The organism is Aeromonas sp. sif0611 (assembly GCF_019218845.1).
In the GTDB taxonomy this organism is placed as follows: domain Bacteria; phylum Pseudomonadota; class Gammaproteobacteria; order Enterobacterales; family Aeromonadaceae; genus Aeromonas; species Aeromonas media.
This window is the reverse complement of sequence record NZ_JAHUWU010000004.1, coordinates 157,272-172,931: the sequence shown is the minus strand read 5'-3', so window position 1 is coordinate 172,931 and position 15,660 is coordinate 157,272. Positions and strand designations below refer to the sequence as shown.

General features: G+C 63.2%; 5 protein-coding genes. 1 reads left to right on the top strand and 4 read right to left on the bottom strand.

The features are described 5' to 3' along the window. Positions 1-32: 32 nt before the first annotated feature. From nrfC to nrfA, 3 genes are read right to left on the bottom strand one after another with little or no spacing between them, the layout of a single operon-like run. On the bottom strand, positions 33-713 hold the full coding sequence (nrfC, locus tag KW824_RS11885) for a cytochrome c nitrite reductase Fe-S protein (RefSeq protein WP_043129821.1): 681 nt from the start codon (positions 711-713) through the stop codon (positions 33-35). Beyond that, entirely contained in the window at positions 710-1,363 is a 654-nt protein-coding gene (gene nrfB / locus KW824_RS11880; protein WP_218409891.1) for a cytochrome c nitrite reductase pentaheme subunit, read from the bottom strand. Before nrfB ends, nrfC begins: the two co-directional genes overlap by 4 nt. A 37-nt stretch (positions 1,364-1,400) precedes the next feature. Further along, positions 1,401-2,843, bottom strand: coding sequence for an ammonia-forming nitrite reductase cytochrome c552 subunit (gene nrfA / locus KW824_RS11875; protein WP_218409890.1), 1,443 nt, complete (start codon positions 2,841-2,843; stop codon positions 1,401-1,403). Between the two features lie 739 nt (positions 2,844-3,582). On the opposite strand from nrfA, the gene KW824_RS11870 reads away from it, so the two are divergent. Further along, complete coding sequence (locus KW824_RS11870; RefSeq protein ID WP_218409889.1) at positions 3,583-14,262, top strand: retention module-containing protein; 10,680 nt, start codon at positions 3,583-3,585, stop codon at positions 14,260-14,262. Positions 14,263-14,384: 122 nt separating this feature from the next. Here the strand turns inward: KW824_RS11870 and glpC are convergent, their stop codons facing one another. Further along, positions 14,385-15,587: an anaerobic glycerol-3-phosphate dehydrogenase subunit GlpC gene (gene glpC, locus KW824_RS11865; protein ID WP_218409888.1), complete on the bottom strand. Its 1,203-nt coding sequence runs from the start codon at positions 15,585-15,587 to the stop codon at positions 14,385-14,387. Between the last annotated feature and the right edge of the window lie 73 nt (positions 15,588-15,660).

Here is a 15,660-nt window from a genome sequence, read left to right as displayed (position 1 = left end):
GAGGGAAGGGAAGTGAAATGCCTCTTGCATCGTCATGACTTTATCTCCCCTTTGGGCACGCGGTACATCTTGGGCGAGGTGCCGAGTGCCTGCTTGTAGCGATAGGTGGTCTCCTTCACCAGCCGTTTGGCGATGGGGCTGTCCGGGTCATCCAGATTGCCGAACACCAGCGCCTTGGTGGGGCAGGATTCCACGCATGCCGGCTCCTTGCCCGCCGCCAGGTTGGTCTTGCGGCAAAAGTCGCACTTATCGGCAACCTTGGTCACAGGGTTGATAAAGCGCACCTGATAGGGGCAGGCGGCGAGACAGTACATGCAGCCGACGCAGAGATCCGGGTCCACGTCGACGATGCCATCCTCCTTGCGGATATGGGAGGCACCGGTCGGGCAGACGTGCACGCAGGGAGCGTTGTCGCAGTGCTGGCAGGACTTGCGAAAGAAGTGGTACTCGGCATCGGGAAATTCTCCGATGGGGCCCGTGCGGATGATCTCGAGGCGCGAGACTCCTTCCGGCACCTTGTTCACCTCCCGGCAGGCATCCATGCAGGCGGTGCAGCCGATGCAGGCCGTCTCGTCATGGAGCATGCCATAGCGAACCCCGTTGATGGTCTGGCTGTGGGCGAGGATGGCCGTGCCGGCGCGCACCGGGCCCGTCATCATGATGAGGGCTCCCGCGCTCATCCCCGCCATGAAGTCACGACGAGAACAGCTCATGGTGCCTCCTTGCCTGCATTGTTCGGCAGGCCGGCCACCTTGGCTTGATGCTGCTTGCTGTGGCAGTCGACGCAGAGCTTGATGCGGGACTTTTCCGGGATTTCCGCCATGGGCTCCTTGGCCGGGTGCAGCTGGTGGCAGCTGGTGCAGGTGAGCTTGGTGGCGTGCACGTCGTGGGCCCAGAGCGCCTCGCGCAGCACTTTGGGTTCGTGACAGCTCATGCAGACCCCGTTCTGCTCGGCGATGGGGTAGCTCTCGGTGCTCTGCTTCTCTGCCAAGCCGCTTTGCTTGTCTGCCAGGGCGCTTTGCTTGTCATTGAAGCTGTCACTGAAGCGCATCACATCCTTGACCCCTTCCCGGTGCTGGGAGGAGGGCTGACCGTGGCAATTGGTGCAGGTGACCGGCGCCAGGTTGTTGGGGTTGGTCGCCTGGCCGTGCTTGCCGTGCATCCCCTCGGTCTGCTCCTTGTGACAGTCGGTGCAGGCCTTGTCGGGGCTGCGCAAAAATTCCACCTCGTGTGTGGCAGAGACAGGTGTGGCGGGGAGGGCCGCAGGGGCATTCGCCGCATCGGCGGCCTGGCCCTGCAGGCTGGTCAGCAGCATGGCTGCCATCAGCATCAGTCGTAAGAAATCCATCGTTAAATCACCCATAGGAAGCCTCCATCCGATTGCGGGCCCGCAAATCTCGTCATTGTGCGAGCCGTCCGGCCGCTTTGGCCTCGGCATCCCAGGCGGGGACTGTGGACTTGAGGAACTGTGCCTTGTCGGCATTCATCTGTTTCATGTCCATGCCAAGGGCGGCCTGGGCCTTCTCCTTGCTGGAGATGTCAGGAATGGCGATCTCGTGGCTGATCCCCTTGGCGGCCAAGAGGCGTGCCAGCTTGGTACGGGCATCGGCGGCCTTGTCCAGGGCGGTGCCCAGCATGCGCAGCGCCACTTCCGGGGCGTGCATCTGTACCCCGTGGGAGGCGATGGAGAAGTCCCAGCGCCATTGAGCGTGACGGATGTCCTGCTGAATGTCCTTCATCTCGGCTTCGGTGGCACCGGCATCCCAGGCGGCCTTGGCTTCAAAGTGGGCGTGCACCAGCTGCTTCTCGACTTTGAGCTTGATCTCGGTCACCGCATCCTTGCGCTGCTGGACTATGCCTTGCAGCATCTCCTTGCTCTGGGTGTGGCAGTTGCGGCAGGTCTGATCGAAGCGATCGAAGGGGTTGCCCACCTTGTGATCGGTGTAGACCTTGCCCTGCTCGTTCTGCACCTTGGGCATATGGCAGTCGACGCAGGCGACGTTGTTCTGGCCGTGAATGCCGGCGCGCCAGGTCTCGTATTCGGGGTGCTGGGCTTTGAGCATGGGGGTCTTGGAGAGGGCATGGGTCCAGTCGGCAAAGCCTATTTCATCGTAATACTGTTCCATCTGCTCAACAGTCGTGCCCTTGTCCCAGGGGAATTTCACCGCCTTGGTGGGACCGCTGAAGTAGTACTCCACGTGGCACTGGCCGCACACCTGGGACTGCTGATCGAAGCGCCCCTGCTCCTTGAAGGGCTTGTCAATGGCGGTCATGGCGCGGTCGGCATAGGGACGGGAGAGGTGCAGGGCCGGTTTTCCCTCCTTGAACTCTTTCGAGGCGGTGTCGTGGCAGTCGGCGCAGCCGATGGTGTTGACGATCTCGGGGCCGCCCTTGGCCCACATCCCCTTGAAGTAGCCATCCTCACCCTTTTCGTCGATGACGCGGGCCACGTCCGGGCCTTTGCAGCTCCAGCAGGCCATGGGCAGCGGACCGTCTTCGGCGGTCTTGGGGGCGCCGGTACGCAGGGTTTCCCGCACATCGGTCAGGGCATAGAAGTGGCCGCGCGGCTTGTTGTAATCCTTGGAGAAGGGGTAGCCGGCCCAGAGCACCACCATCTGCGGATCGTCCGCCAGGGCGTCGGTACGCTCGCGGCTCTCGCTGGTGCCTTTCCAGCTGGTGAACTGATCGGCGTGATCCTTGGCGAACAGCTCGCTGCGTGCCTCGATCTTGCCTTCGGGGGCTGTCTCGTCTGCCTGCGCCAGCATGCTGGCGCCCAGCAGGGCAGTCAGCAGCAGGGCGGCCAGACCCGGCCGAAATGGCTTGTTGTGTGAACCCACGGTCATCACTCCCAGATAAATTGTCCATGCCGAGCCTGACCGTTCCATCTTGGTGCGTGGACATCTGTGCCCATGGTCGATGGGCATGGCAGGCTGATTAATTGTTATGACTGCATATAAAATGATTTTTATGCACTTGCTCGTGGAGATAATACCAAATGGGTAAAATGGATAATCATTTATCCCCCCGGGAGTTGCGCTAGATCAATTGGCATGGACGGCTAATGCAAAAAGTGAGATCCAGGTTGAATTATTGAGCCCAATCTAGCGGTTATCCCCATCCTTATCCTTTGATGACGCACTGCGACGAGCCAGCATCTCGGGGCGGAAGAGGCGTGTCTGGGTGAGGGCGAGTAGGGGGTCAGCCCCTATGGTGCGGAGAGGCTTCAAGTAGAAGTGAATATATATTCTTTTTTCGTGATGGGGATGGGGGTCTGACGTTCGCCTGGTGAAATAGTGGTAAACCCTGAACGGATGGATGCCTGTCAGAAGCTGTCGTATGAACGGGGAGAAGAAGAGCCATGTTTGTCATCTGAGGCGTGAAAAAAGCGTTATATCTTGGTTCCCTCCGTGGTTTGCAGCGTTTAATTGAATTAAATAGGATGTTTTGCGGCATTTACTTTCGATATTTTCGAAAATGGCGAAGGGTTGCATGGGCGGGGTGGCGGTAAAATGTCCGCCTGTCACGGTGGTTTTCCTTACGCTTCATCTCTGGGAAAGCCTGTGTTTACCCGTTGGAGGATATATGGCCGAGCTGCGAATCGAGAAACCGACTCTTGTTACTCAGGTGGAGGGCGCCGTGTTTGTGATGGATGCCGACGGCACCTTGCGCCGTGCCACCCCTGGCATGCAACTGGAGCCGGGGATGCGCCTGCTCACCGAATCCGACGGGCGATTCGAGCTGGCTGAACCTGCCGGTGAGGCCCCCGATGCCAGCCAACCCGAACAGGGGGGAGTGGGTCCTGCCGGGGCCATGAATCCCGAGCTGGCCACTCTGCAGGAGGCCATCCGTCAGGGTGCCGACCCGACCGAGTTGTTTGAGGAGACCGCGGCCGGTGACGCGGCCGCCGGTACTGCGGGTGGTGTGGTCGGCTCCAGCGCCGGCGGCTTCGTGGTGGTGGATCGCATCAATGATGCGACCCTGGCGAAGGCTGGCTTTGATACCGATCATCAGGGAGCCCTGCCAGGGGAAGAGCTGCTCTATTCGGAAGATCAGGATTTGCTGGCGGCCATCACCATCACCGAGCCCCAGACCGCCGACAACATCATCAACGGCGACGAGGCGACCGGCGTCATCATTCGCGGCGTCGTCGAGGACGTCGAGGTAGGCCAGACGGTGACCGTCACCCTGATTGATCAGGAGGGCAACCGCCTCACCACCACCACAGTGGTGCTGCCGGGCTTCGTCTGGGAGGCCAACTTCGGCGACGTCACCGGCAAGTTGGTGGATGGCCCGCTCAGTATCCAGGCCGATACCCAGGACGCGGCCGGCAACCGGGCCAGCGACACCGGCCAGACCCTGCTCGACACCATCACCACCATTACCCTCGATCTCAGCGACGAGAGCGACACCGGCGCCAGTCAGGTGGACGATCTCACCCGCGACACCAGGCCGCTGCTGCAGGGCAAGGGGGAGCCCGGCGCCACCGTCACCCTGAGCCTGGAGGGCAAGGCGCTGGCCGTGCTCACCGTGGATGGCAACGGCAACTGGCAATACCCCATCCCCGATACCCTGACCGACGGCGCCCATGATTTTCGGGTCGACTCGGTCGACATCGCCGGCAACCGGGCCAGCGACACCCTGACCGTCACCGTCGACACCCGGGCCGCCATCGATATCGATGATCTCGACACCGGCAGCATCCTGGGTCGTGACAACGTGACCCTGAGCGGCAGCACCAGCGAGGTGGAGGCGGGCCAGCGCGTCACCATCACCCTCATCGACCAGAGTGGCCAGACCCTCCATAGCGGCAGCGCCCTGGTGGGCAGCGACGGTCGCTGGCAACTCAGCGGCCTGGATCTCTCCGGCATCGAAGGCCCCTACGAGGTGCGCGCCGAGGTGACGGATCTCGCGGGCAACCGGGTGATCGACGGGGCTCCCCTCATCGGGCAGAGCGACGTGCTGACCCTGTCCGAGGCCGACTTGGCCAAGGGACCCGTCACTGCCAGCGGCTCTCTCCATACCGGCGCCGGCATGGACGGCAACCTGCAGGTGAGCTTCGGCGCCGATCAGAGCGCCATTGAGCAGATGAACCTCAGCAGTCAGGGTTCGCCTCTGAACTATCAGGTCAGCGGTCAGACCCTCAGTGCCAGCGCGGGGGGTATCACCGTCTTCACTTTGACCCTGGCCAATGACGGCAGCTATCGCATCGTCTGGCACCAGAGCCTGGATCACGGCCAGGATAGTCTGAGCCTGCCCTTTGCCCTGGAGTACCGCGACAGCGACGGGGATCTGGTACACGCCAACCTCAGCGTCGAGCTGGTGGACAGCACACCGCCGGACTTCACCATCGCCCCCGTCACCCTCACCGAGGATGGCTTTGACAACACAGATGCCGTGGTGGGGCAGAGCCCGTTCCTGATCGGGCACCAGTCCGATCCCCTGCTGGCGGACTCCGTCGTCTTCGCCGACCAGGCCGCGACCCTCACCCGTCTCAATGGCAGCGGCCTTGGCAGCGACGGCCATGTGCTCAGCTTCGAATTCAGCGGTGACCGTCTGCTCACCGGCTATTACCTCGATGGCAACGGCAACAGGGTCGAGGTATTGAAGGCCGAGCTGACGGCCAGTCAACATGGCAGCGACATCAAGGGCACCGTGACCGTATCTCTCAATGGGCCCCTCGACCATCAGGGCAGCGACCGGCTCTCCCTCGGCCTCTCCATCTCCGCCAGAGAGATAGACGGCGACGAGACCCGTGCCGACCTTCAGATCGCCATCAAGGATGGCGTGGATCCCAGCTTCGGCATCGACAGCGGTGTCACCTTGCAGGAAGGAGGTTCAAGCCAGTCCCTGGACGGCCAGCTGCCGGTCAATGTGGGCAGCGACCGCCTGGTGTCCCTCAACTTCGAGGCTAATCAGCCCGGCCTCAGCACCCTCACCAGCGGCGGCCAGCCGACCCACTACCAGGTCAGCGGCAACCAGATCACCCTGCTGGACGCGGGTAACAAACCCATCCTGACCGTCACCCTGGATCTGGACGGAAAGTACCATGTCCAGCTCGACGGCGTGCTGGATCAACCGGTGGGCACCAACAGCGTCAACCTGGGGCTGCAGGTGCAGGGCACCGATTTCGACGGTGACAAGAGCAAGCTCGGCACCCTCAATATCGCCATCACCGACGGCGCCTTGCCGCAGGTCGATCCCGTCTCCCTCACCCTGACGGAAGACAGCGACTGGAGTACGGCCCAGACCCTCAGCGGCGATCTCAATATCACCGCAGGCGCCGACCCCCTGGTCAACATCGCATTCGATGCCAGCCAGCCGGGCCTGCAGGGCCTCACCAGCGGTGGCGCACCCGTGATCATCAGCGTCAGCGGCAACAGCATCAGCGGCAGCGTCAACGGTCAGAACGTCTTCACGCTGGCGCTGGATCAAGCCGGCCACTACGTCTTCACCCTGAACCAGCCGCTGGATCAGGGCAGCGCAGACAGTCGGCTTTTGGCGGGCTTTACCCTGACCGATTCCGATGGAGACAAAGTCTCCTCCACCCTGAGCGTCGCCATCGGCGATGGCGCCAATCCGGTGATCAGCGCCGTGACCGGCACCAGCCTGACCGAGGGCGATCAAGGCGCAGGAACCGTGGTGGGCAATATGAGCTTCACCGTGAACCACGGGGCTGATGCCCTGGCCCCCGACAGCCTCAAGTTCGATATCGCAGCCATCCAGCAGAGCCTGGATGGCAAATACAGCAGCCACGGCAGCAAGGTCACCTTCACCCTGGATGCCAACGGGGATCTGGTGGGGACTAGCGCGGACGGCCGCGAGGTGCTGCGGGCCGAGCTGAGCCTGGTGGACAACAACGGCAACTGGAGTCTGGCAACCAAGGTCACCTTGATCGGCGAGCTGGATCACCAGGGGAGCGAGTCCCTCAATCTGCCGCTCGATGTGACGCTGACCGACAAGGACGGGGACAGGGTCTCCACCCAGCTGCCGCTGACCATCAAAGACGGCAATGCGCCCGTCTTCGTGGCGGGCAGCGGGGTGAGCCTGGATGAGGGCAACCTCGATGGCAGCAACCCCCTGACCGGCACCGGCCACTTCCAGATCGATGCGGGCTCGGATCGGGTGAGCGAGGTATCGTTTGCCGACATCAGCCAGCAGCCAACCCTGACCGCCCTGGGCCAGCCGGTGAAATACGAGCTGGTCGACGGCGACGCCAGCATCCCGGGCAACCAGATCCTCAAGGGTTACGTCGAGGTCAACGACCAGCGCATCGAGGTGCTGCAGGTGGAAATCACTGGCAAGCTCGACAATGCCGCCAGCAATGGTTTTGACTACAAGGTGACCCTGTTCGAGGGGGTTCACCAGCGCGGTGACAGTGCCACCGAGCTGCCGTTCAAGATCAATGTCGTCGACAGCGACAAGGGCAGCGGCAACAACGACAGCACCACGGGCACCCTCAACGTCAGCCTCGTCGAGGGCGATAACCCGACCCTCAGCCTCACCGGGGTGACGCTCAGTGAAGGTCGCTTCGACGGCGCCGCCACCAACCAGACCGCGGATGATCAGCAGGCCAGCGGCACCCTGACCATCAAGGCGGATTCCGATCCCGTGGTGGATGTGCGGCTGACCCTCTTTGGCCAAGTGGTGGATGGGAGCGGCAACCCCATCACCCACAACGGCGAGACGCTGACCTGGCAGGAGGTGCCGGGCAGCAACGGCCACGGCTTTCAGGCGGTCACGGCGAGCGGCACCCTGGTGCTGAGCATCACCCTGCCGAGCGTGCCGGGCCGTATCGAAGCCCATACCGACGCGACCCTCGACTACCAGGTGAAGGTGCACACCAACCTGGATCACGGGGCGAGCGACAGCCTCACCCTGACCCTGCCGGTCAAGGTGACCGACAGCGATGGCTCGGTGATCACCGGCAGCACCACGGCGGTGATTACCGATGCGGCTGACCCCGTGATCTCGGCCATAGAATCCGTGCGGGTCGAGGAGGCGGATCTGGATGCGAGCGGCAGCCAGCATCCGGGAACCACCCCCACTGAGAACGGGGAGACGGCAGGTGGCCAGGTGACCATAGGCGCCGGCTCGGACAGGGTGGCCTCCCTCGAGCTGGATGTGGCGGCCTTCAATCAGGCGAATCACCTCACCTCGGGTGGCAAAGAGGTGACCCTGGCGGCCCATAGCCCTGGCTGGTATCTGGCGAGTGCGGAGGGTGGCAAGCCGGTGTTCTGGGTCCATCTCGACGTCAATGGCAGCTACAGCGTCCACTTGGTGGGCCAGCTCGATCACGGCGCCCAGGGTAAGGATGAACTGGGTATCGAAATACCGCTGTTCGTGACCGACTCTGACGGGGATCGCAGCCCCAATGTGACGGTGGAAGTGAAGGTGCAGGATGACATGCCCATCGGCACGCATCTGACCCATCACCTGAACGAGACCGGCAGTGCCGTGAGCGGCGATCTGCTGCCCCCCGCCAACGAGGGGGCCGATGGCGCCAGAGTTGCCTCGGTCACCGTGAACGGCCAGCAGCATGCCATCAACGGCAGCCTGACCCTGGATGTGATGAGCCCGGACGGCAAGCAGGTGATGGGATCCCTGACCATCGATCAGGGGGGCAACTACAGCTTCACGCCGAGGCCCGGCTTCGATCACGATGCCGCCTCCCTTAGCCAGGTCATCAGCGCCCAGTTAGTCGACGGTGACGGCGATATCGCCGAGAGCACCCTGACCCTCAATCTGCAAGATGAGGCGGTGAGTTTCACCGTGAAGGCGGTCACCGGGCAGGAAGATCAGGGAGCCCAGGATCCGGGCCATGGCATTGCCATCGACATGCGCCTCGATATCGGCGATTTCGACCGGGGCGAACACGTGGATCAACTGCTGATCCAGGCGCCGGCCAACGCCCACGGTACCTTCTACTACCACGGGGTGGCACTCACCACCACGGCCGATGGCAAGTGGTTCATCGTGCCGCCGGCGGCCATGGTGAGCACGGACAACGTCAACTACCAGACCCAGGGTCTCACCTTCGTGCCGGCGGATGACTGGTCCAGCTGGAGCAACAACAAGCAGCCGCTGCACTTCCAGGTGCAACTGCAGGTCGGGGTGACCGAGGGAACGCCACCGCCCGCCGTGACCGGCGATCTCGCCATCACGGTGCAGGGCATTGCCGACAAGCCGTTGTGGGATGCGGGCAGCACCCATCAGCACTACAGCACGGACGAGGACAGCAACGGCATCGCCCTCAACGTGCAGGCCAACCTGACGGATACCGACGGCTCCGAGACCCTGAGCTACCAGATCAAGTGGGAGTCCGGCCTGGGCAGCCTGACGCTGAATGGCAAGGTGCTCCAGCCGGGCAGCAACGGCCTCTACACGGTGACGGCAGGGGATATCAACAAGATCACCGTGCTCCCCGGCAAGGACTACAGCGGCGACATCAGGCTCACCGTGACGCCGGTGAGCACGGAGAAGAGCCCTGTGGTCAGCGGCCAGAACAAGGCGCTCGGCGACAGCATAGAGCTGGTGATCAACGTCAACCCGCAGGCGGATGACGCCAAGCTCACCGTGCGCGAGATCCAGGGCAAGGAAGATACCCTGCTCGATCTGGGCAGCAAGATAGTCCTTAGCCATCTGGGCGACACCACGGACGGCTCGGAGCAGCTGTTCGTGCGCATCAGCGGCCTGCCCGCCGGGGCCACCCTGCTGCTGGGTGGCGTGGCGGTGACTCTGGATGCCAACGGCTACTACGAGGTGCCCTATGACCGCATCGGTGAGCTCAAGCTCGAGCCGCCTAAGAACAGCAACGTCGACTTCGATCTCACCATCAAGGGCGTCGTGAAGGACAGCGCCACCCTGACCGACGCCAATGGTCAGACCCACACAGTGGTGAATGAGAAGGAGACCGGCTCCCAGAGCCTGCACGTGGACCTGGTCGGGGTGGTGGATGAGCCCCGCTTCGATCTCAATACCAGCGACTGGATCCAGGATGGCAATGGCTACAGCATCACCATCGCCGAGGATGGCCGGGCACCGCTCGACTTCAAGCTCACCTCGGGGGAGTGGACGGATACCCCGCTCGATCACTCGGAAACCCTGAACCTGGTGCTGGAAGGCCTGCCCGAAGGGGCCAGGGTGTTCGATGGCAACGGCAAGGAGCTGACCCTGACCTTTGCCGGTCTCGATGGCAAGGGCAACCCCCTCTATCAGGTCGACGTGTCGAGCCTTGGCAACCTGCAGATCCAGCCACCCCTCAACAGCACCGCCGATCTTCACCTCATCGGCCACGTGGTGGTGACCGAGAATGACGGCGACCACAAGAGTTTCGACGTGCCCCTCACCATCAAGGTGGAGCCGGCCATCGACGCCACCGACTACGCCAAGACCAGCCATGGCCTGGAGGATCAGTTCACCGTGCTGGACTGGCAGCCTGACCTGACCGACGGCGCCGAGCAGGTGACGCACCTCGGCCTTTCCGGCATAGCGCCGGGTTACGAGATCTGGATCCGGGTCGGGGGAGTGGATACCCAGCTGACGGTCACCGGCGGCGCCGTGGATCTGACCCCGAGCCAGCTCGACAACCTGTTAAACGGCGGCCAGCTGCTGGTGAAGGGCCTGGAAGACAGCGATCGGGACACCACTCTCCAGAGCCATGTGACCGTAACCCAGCATGACATGGATTCGGGCGCCGTTGCCGAGAAGGTGATCGACGGCACCCTGCACCTGGATATCCAGGCCGTGGTGGAGCCCGATGGCAACCTGGTGCAGCAGGGGGGAGGTCTGATCAGCCCGGATGGGCACGACATCCCGCTGGACGGCGTCTTTGTGTTCCAGGATCTGGACCCCAGCAGCGTCGAGACCATCGACTACCTAGTCATCAGCGATCTGCCCCCCGGCTTCGTGGTGGTGGGCGGGATCCACGATGGCCAGGGCAACTGGACCGTTCCCCACGATGCCCTCGGCAGCTATGCCCTGCGCTCCCCGGACGGCTTCACCGGCACCGTCATCTTCAAGGTCAGCGCCAGGGTGATCGACCTTGGCGACAACAACGAGGGGGATGTGAGCGCGCCGGCCTATCGAGAGATGACCGCGAGTGCCGATTTCCAGGGGGCAACCCACTCGGGCCAGGTGGCCGCCGATGTCGATTTTGACAACAGCGCCCCCATCACCGGGGTGGAGGATCAGGGCGTCAACTTCGGCAGCCAGTTCAAGGACATGGTGACCCTGGGCACGGCGGATATCGGGGACGACGAGCTCAGCATTGTCATCACCGGCTTGCCCCCCGGCGTCAACGTGCAGGGGCTCACCTATGACTTCGTCAACGGCGAGTACCTGATCAAGCTGCCGGGCGGCCTCAATGATCTCGACAAACTGACCCTGACCCTGCCTGACGACTATGCCGGCGACGGCCTGGGCTTCAAGGTGCGCCTGGTCAATACCGACACCGTGAGTGGTGACACCAAGCAGGTGGAGAAGGATATCAGCCTCTCCATCACCCCCGAGGTGGACATCAACGGCGGGGCGGACGGCCAGCCCGAGCTGCAACTGAACGTGAAGGATGTGAACGGCGACGGCCAGCCGGACAATCTGGAAGACACCGAAATCCACCTCGATCTCTCGGTCAAGCTCGCGGACATCAGCCCCTCGGTGGCCAATGGCGGTCTCGAGACCGTGGAGCGGGTGGTCGTGACCGTGGATCCCCAATATGGTCACTTCCTCGACAAGAACGGCCAGCCTGTCTTCACCCTCACGGTAAACGACCCGGCGGCGCTCAAGGATCTGGTGTTCGTACCCAAGGAGCACTTCAGCGGCAAGGTGCCGCTGGCGGTGACGGTGGATATTCTCGACGCCGCCACCACGGGCACGGATCGGGGGAGCTGGAGCGGTCAGGTGGGCTTCGAGGTGCTGCCGGTCAACGACCCGGCCCAGCTCACGGTGCAGAACGTGAGCGGCGACGAGGATGGCAGCATCAGCCTTGGCGGGCTGGGGGCCAGCCTCATCGACACCGACGGCTCCGAGCAGATAGTGGGGCTGCAGATCCGGGGGGTACCGGACGGCTTCACCCTGTCCGCCCCTGCGGTCAACAACGGCGGTGGGGTGTGGCAGGTGCCGGTGGGCACCGATTTCACCAGGCTGGCCCTGATCCCGCCTGCCGATTTCAGCGGCACCGTGGATCTGACCCTGAGCGCGTTTACCCTGGACAAGGGACTGACCCTGCCCCTTGAAACCAGTGCGGGCTTCACCGTGACCGTCAATCCGGTGGGAGATGTCATCATCGCCGACATAGAAAGCAAGGTGAGCGGCGCCGAGGGCGATGTGATCACCCTGAACCTGGGGCTGGAGACGCGGGATACCCAGGCCACCGGCGGCAGTGCCGGCAACGTGCATGAAAATGGCCCCGAGCAGGTGCGCGTCACCCTGGAAGGGGTACCGGACGGGGCAGAAATCCGCCTGCCGAACGGGGTCAGCGGCACTGTGGTGGACTTGGGCGGCGGCCGCTGGCAAGTGACCACGGACGGTGGCAGGCTCGATGCGGTGGAGCTGGTGACCAACGACGCCAATGGCGCCCTGGAGATCAAGGTGACGGCCCAGAGTCTGGATCATGGTGCCCTTGGCCCCGAGGTGGGTGGCAGCATCCAGGTGGATGTGAGCCCGGTCAACGATGCCCCCGTCAACGTGCTGCCAGGGGAGCCCCAGGTGGCCCAGGAGGATCAACCCTTCGTCATTCACGGTCTGCAGGTGAGCGATGTGGATGCAGGCAGCAGCACCATGGAGGTGACCCTGTCCGTACTGCACGGCACCCTGAACCTGCCGGTCGGCAGCGGGGTGACAGTGACCGGCAATGGCACCGGCTCCCTGGTGTTGAGCGGCTCCCAGGATGCCATCAATGCGCTGCTCTCTGGCGGGGTGACCTATCAGGGCGAGCAGGACTTCAACGGTCAGGATGCCCTGACCATGGTGACCAACGACAGGGGCAACACCGGCAGTGGCGGCGCCCTGAGTGACACCGATGTGCTGTCCATCGAGGTGCAACCGGTCAACGACGCCCCGATCAACCAGGTGCCGGACGCCATGGCGATGAAGGAAGATGGTTCGCTGTCCCTCTCCGGGATCAGTGTCAAGGACGTGGATGCGGGCAGTGCGCCCATGTCCATGGTGTTGCGGGTCGAGCATGGCGTACTGACCCTGCTCGGGGCAGCGGGCGCCGTCTCGGTGCAGGGGGCGGGCAGCAACGAGATGACCCTAGTAGGGTCGCTCGATGATCTCAACAGCCTGCTCAACGGCAATCTGCACTACGAGCCGGCCAAGGACTTCTGGGGAGAGGACAACCTCACCATCACCACCTCGGATCGGGGCAATACCGGGGCGGGCGGTGCGCTCACCGATACCACCCAGGTCGGCATCACTGTCACCGCCGAGGCGGACGCTCCCCAGCTCGGTCTGGGCACCCACGACATCCACGCCCTGCAAGGGGCCTGGGTGCCGCTCAACCTGAGCGCCAGCGTGGTCAATCCGGCACCGGGCGAGCTGTCGGTGCGGATCCAGAATCTGGGCGGTGCTCAGGTGGTGGACGAGCACGGCCAGAGCGTGGGTCATGCCGACAACAACGGCGACTGGCTGCTGCCCATGGAACACTCGGTCCCACTCTATGTGAAAGATCTGGCGGCCGGGGATCACAGCCTGATCCTGACCGCCGAGTCGAGTGCGGGTGGCAGCACCCTGAGCTCGGCCGAGGAGACCCTCACCATCCACAGCCAGAGCGGCCACGACTTGGTTGGCTCGGATCGGGGAGACTGGCTGTTCGGCTCCACTGGCAGTGATCGGATCCTGGGTGGTCTGGGAGATGACGTGATCCAGGGCGGCCAGGGCAATGACATCCTGAGCGGCGGCGCCGGCAGCGATCGCTTCGTTTGGGGCTGCGGCGATGAGGGAACCGCGACGCAGCCTGCCATCGACACCGTCACCGACTTCCACCCGGAGGAGGGGGACAGGATAGATCTGGCGGACTTGCTCAAGGGGGTGACCGACAACAGCGTGGATGGCTTGCTGGGCCACCTCTCTGCGTCTGTGACCACGGGCCGCGCGGGCCTGAGCGATATCAACCTGTCGGTCTCCCCGGCGGGGGATGGTCAGGTGACTCAGCAGATCACCCTGAAAGGCGTGGATCTGAACGGCTGGAACCTGAGCGGCTCCTCTTCTCACGACATCCTGCAATCCATGCTGGATCAGCACAGCCTGATCATCCAGCACCCTTGATGGGACAGATGGCGGGACAAGCTGAATGAAAAGAGCCGGCAATTGCCGGCTCTTCCTTTATCTGGTTTTTGCCCATCGACCCCTTTGCCGAGCGGGCCATCCGGTCTGGCATTGCAAGGGGATCAGGCCAGGGCCTGGGCCAGCAGATGGATCGGGTGTTCACAGGGGAACGGCGTACTCATCTCGATCTGCCACTTGCAGGTTTCGCAGTCGGTGATGACCAGATCGGGCTTGAGCCGGTTTATCTGATCAAAGAGCCCCTCGCCGATGGCCTGGCTGGTCTGGTAGTTCTCCGACTTGAAGCCATAGGTGCCGGCGATGCCGCAGCACTGGGAGTCCAGCACCGTCACCTTGACGCCGGGAATGGCGCGCAGCAGCTCGAGGGTATAGATGACGCCCCCCATCTTCTCCATGTGGCAGGGGGTGTGGTAGGCGATGTGCAGATTGAGCGGTTTCATCGCCGGCTTGTTGCCCTGGTAAAACTCGTTCCACAGGAAGCGGGTCACCAGCGAGATGCGATCGCGCACCTTGTGGTTGTCCTGCTCCAGCAGGTGGGGGTATTCATCGCGCAGGGTGAAGCCGCAGGTGGAGGAGGTGGCCAGCAGTGGCATCTCGTTGCCGAGCAGGGTGTTCTCCAGCTGCTGGATGTTGAAGGCGGCCTGCTGCTTGGCCTTGTCCATGAAGCCGTTGGCAATCAGCGGCACGCCGCAGCACTTCTCCCGCTCCAGCAGTTGCATGCCGATGTTCATGGCGTTGAGCACCTGCATCAGCTCCTTGCCGAGCTGCGGGTGGTTGTAGTTCACATAACAGCCGTGGAAATAGGCTATCTGACGTTCGAAGCGGGCCTGACTCGCTTTCTGTTTCTTGTACCAGCCACGGAAGGTGCCTTGCGAATACTTGGGCAGATCGCGGTGGGAGGAGACCCCCAGCGCCTTGTCCAGCACCAGCTTCATCGGCTTGAGGCTTGTGGTGAAGTTGACCACAGGGGCCATCAGGGTAGACATGCTGCCCATCAGATCGGTGTGGGAGAGCACGAACTCGCGGATCCCCGGTTTGAAGCCGCTGTACTGGTGCTTGGCCTTGGCGATGATGTCGCCGATGCGCACCCCGCTCGGGCAGGCCACTTCGCAGCGCTTGCAGTTGGTGCAGTGCTTGAGGGCGCTGTCAAAGAGCTCGGGGCTTTTGATCCGCAGCCGTTCCCCATCCGGGCCCGCCTGCTTGGGGCCTGGGTAGGCGGGGTTGGCCTTGGCCACCGGGCAGTAAGCGGTGCAGACGGTGCATTTGATGCACTGATCGAAGGTTTGGTTGGCATGATCCAGTAGCATGATTTACTCCTCCCGGGCCGGATGAAAAGCGCAAGGGACGCGGCAATGGGATTGTCGAACGGGCAGTTGGCTG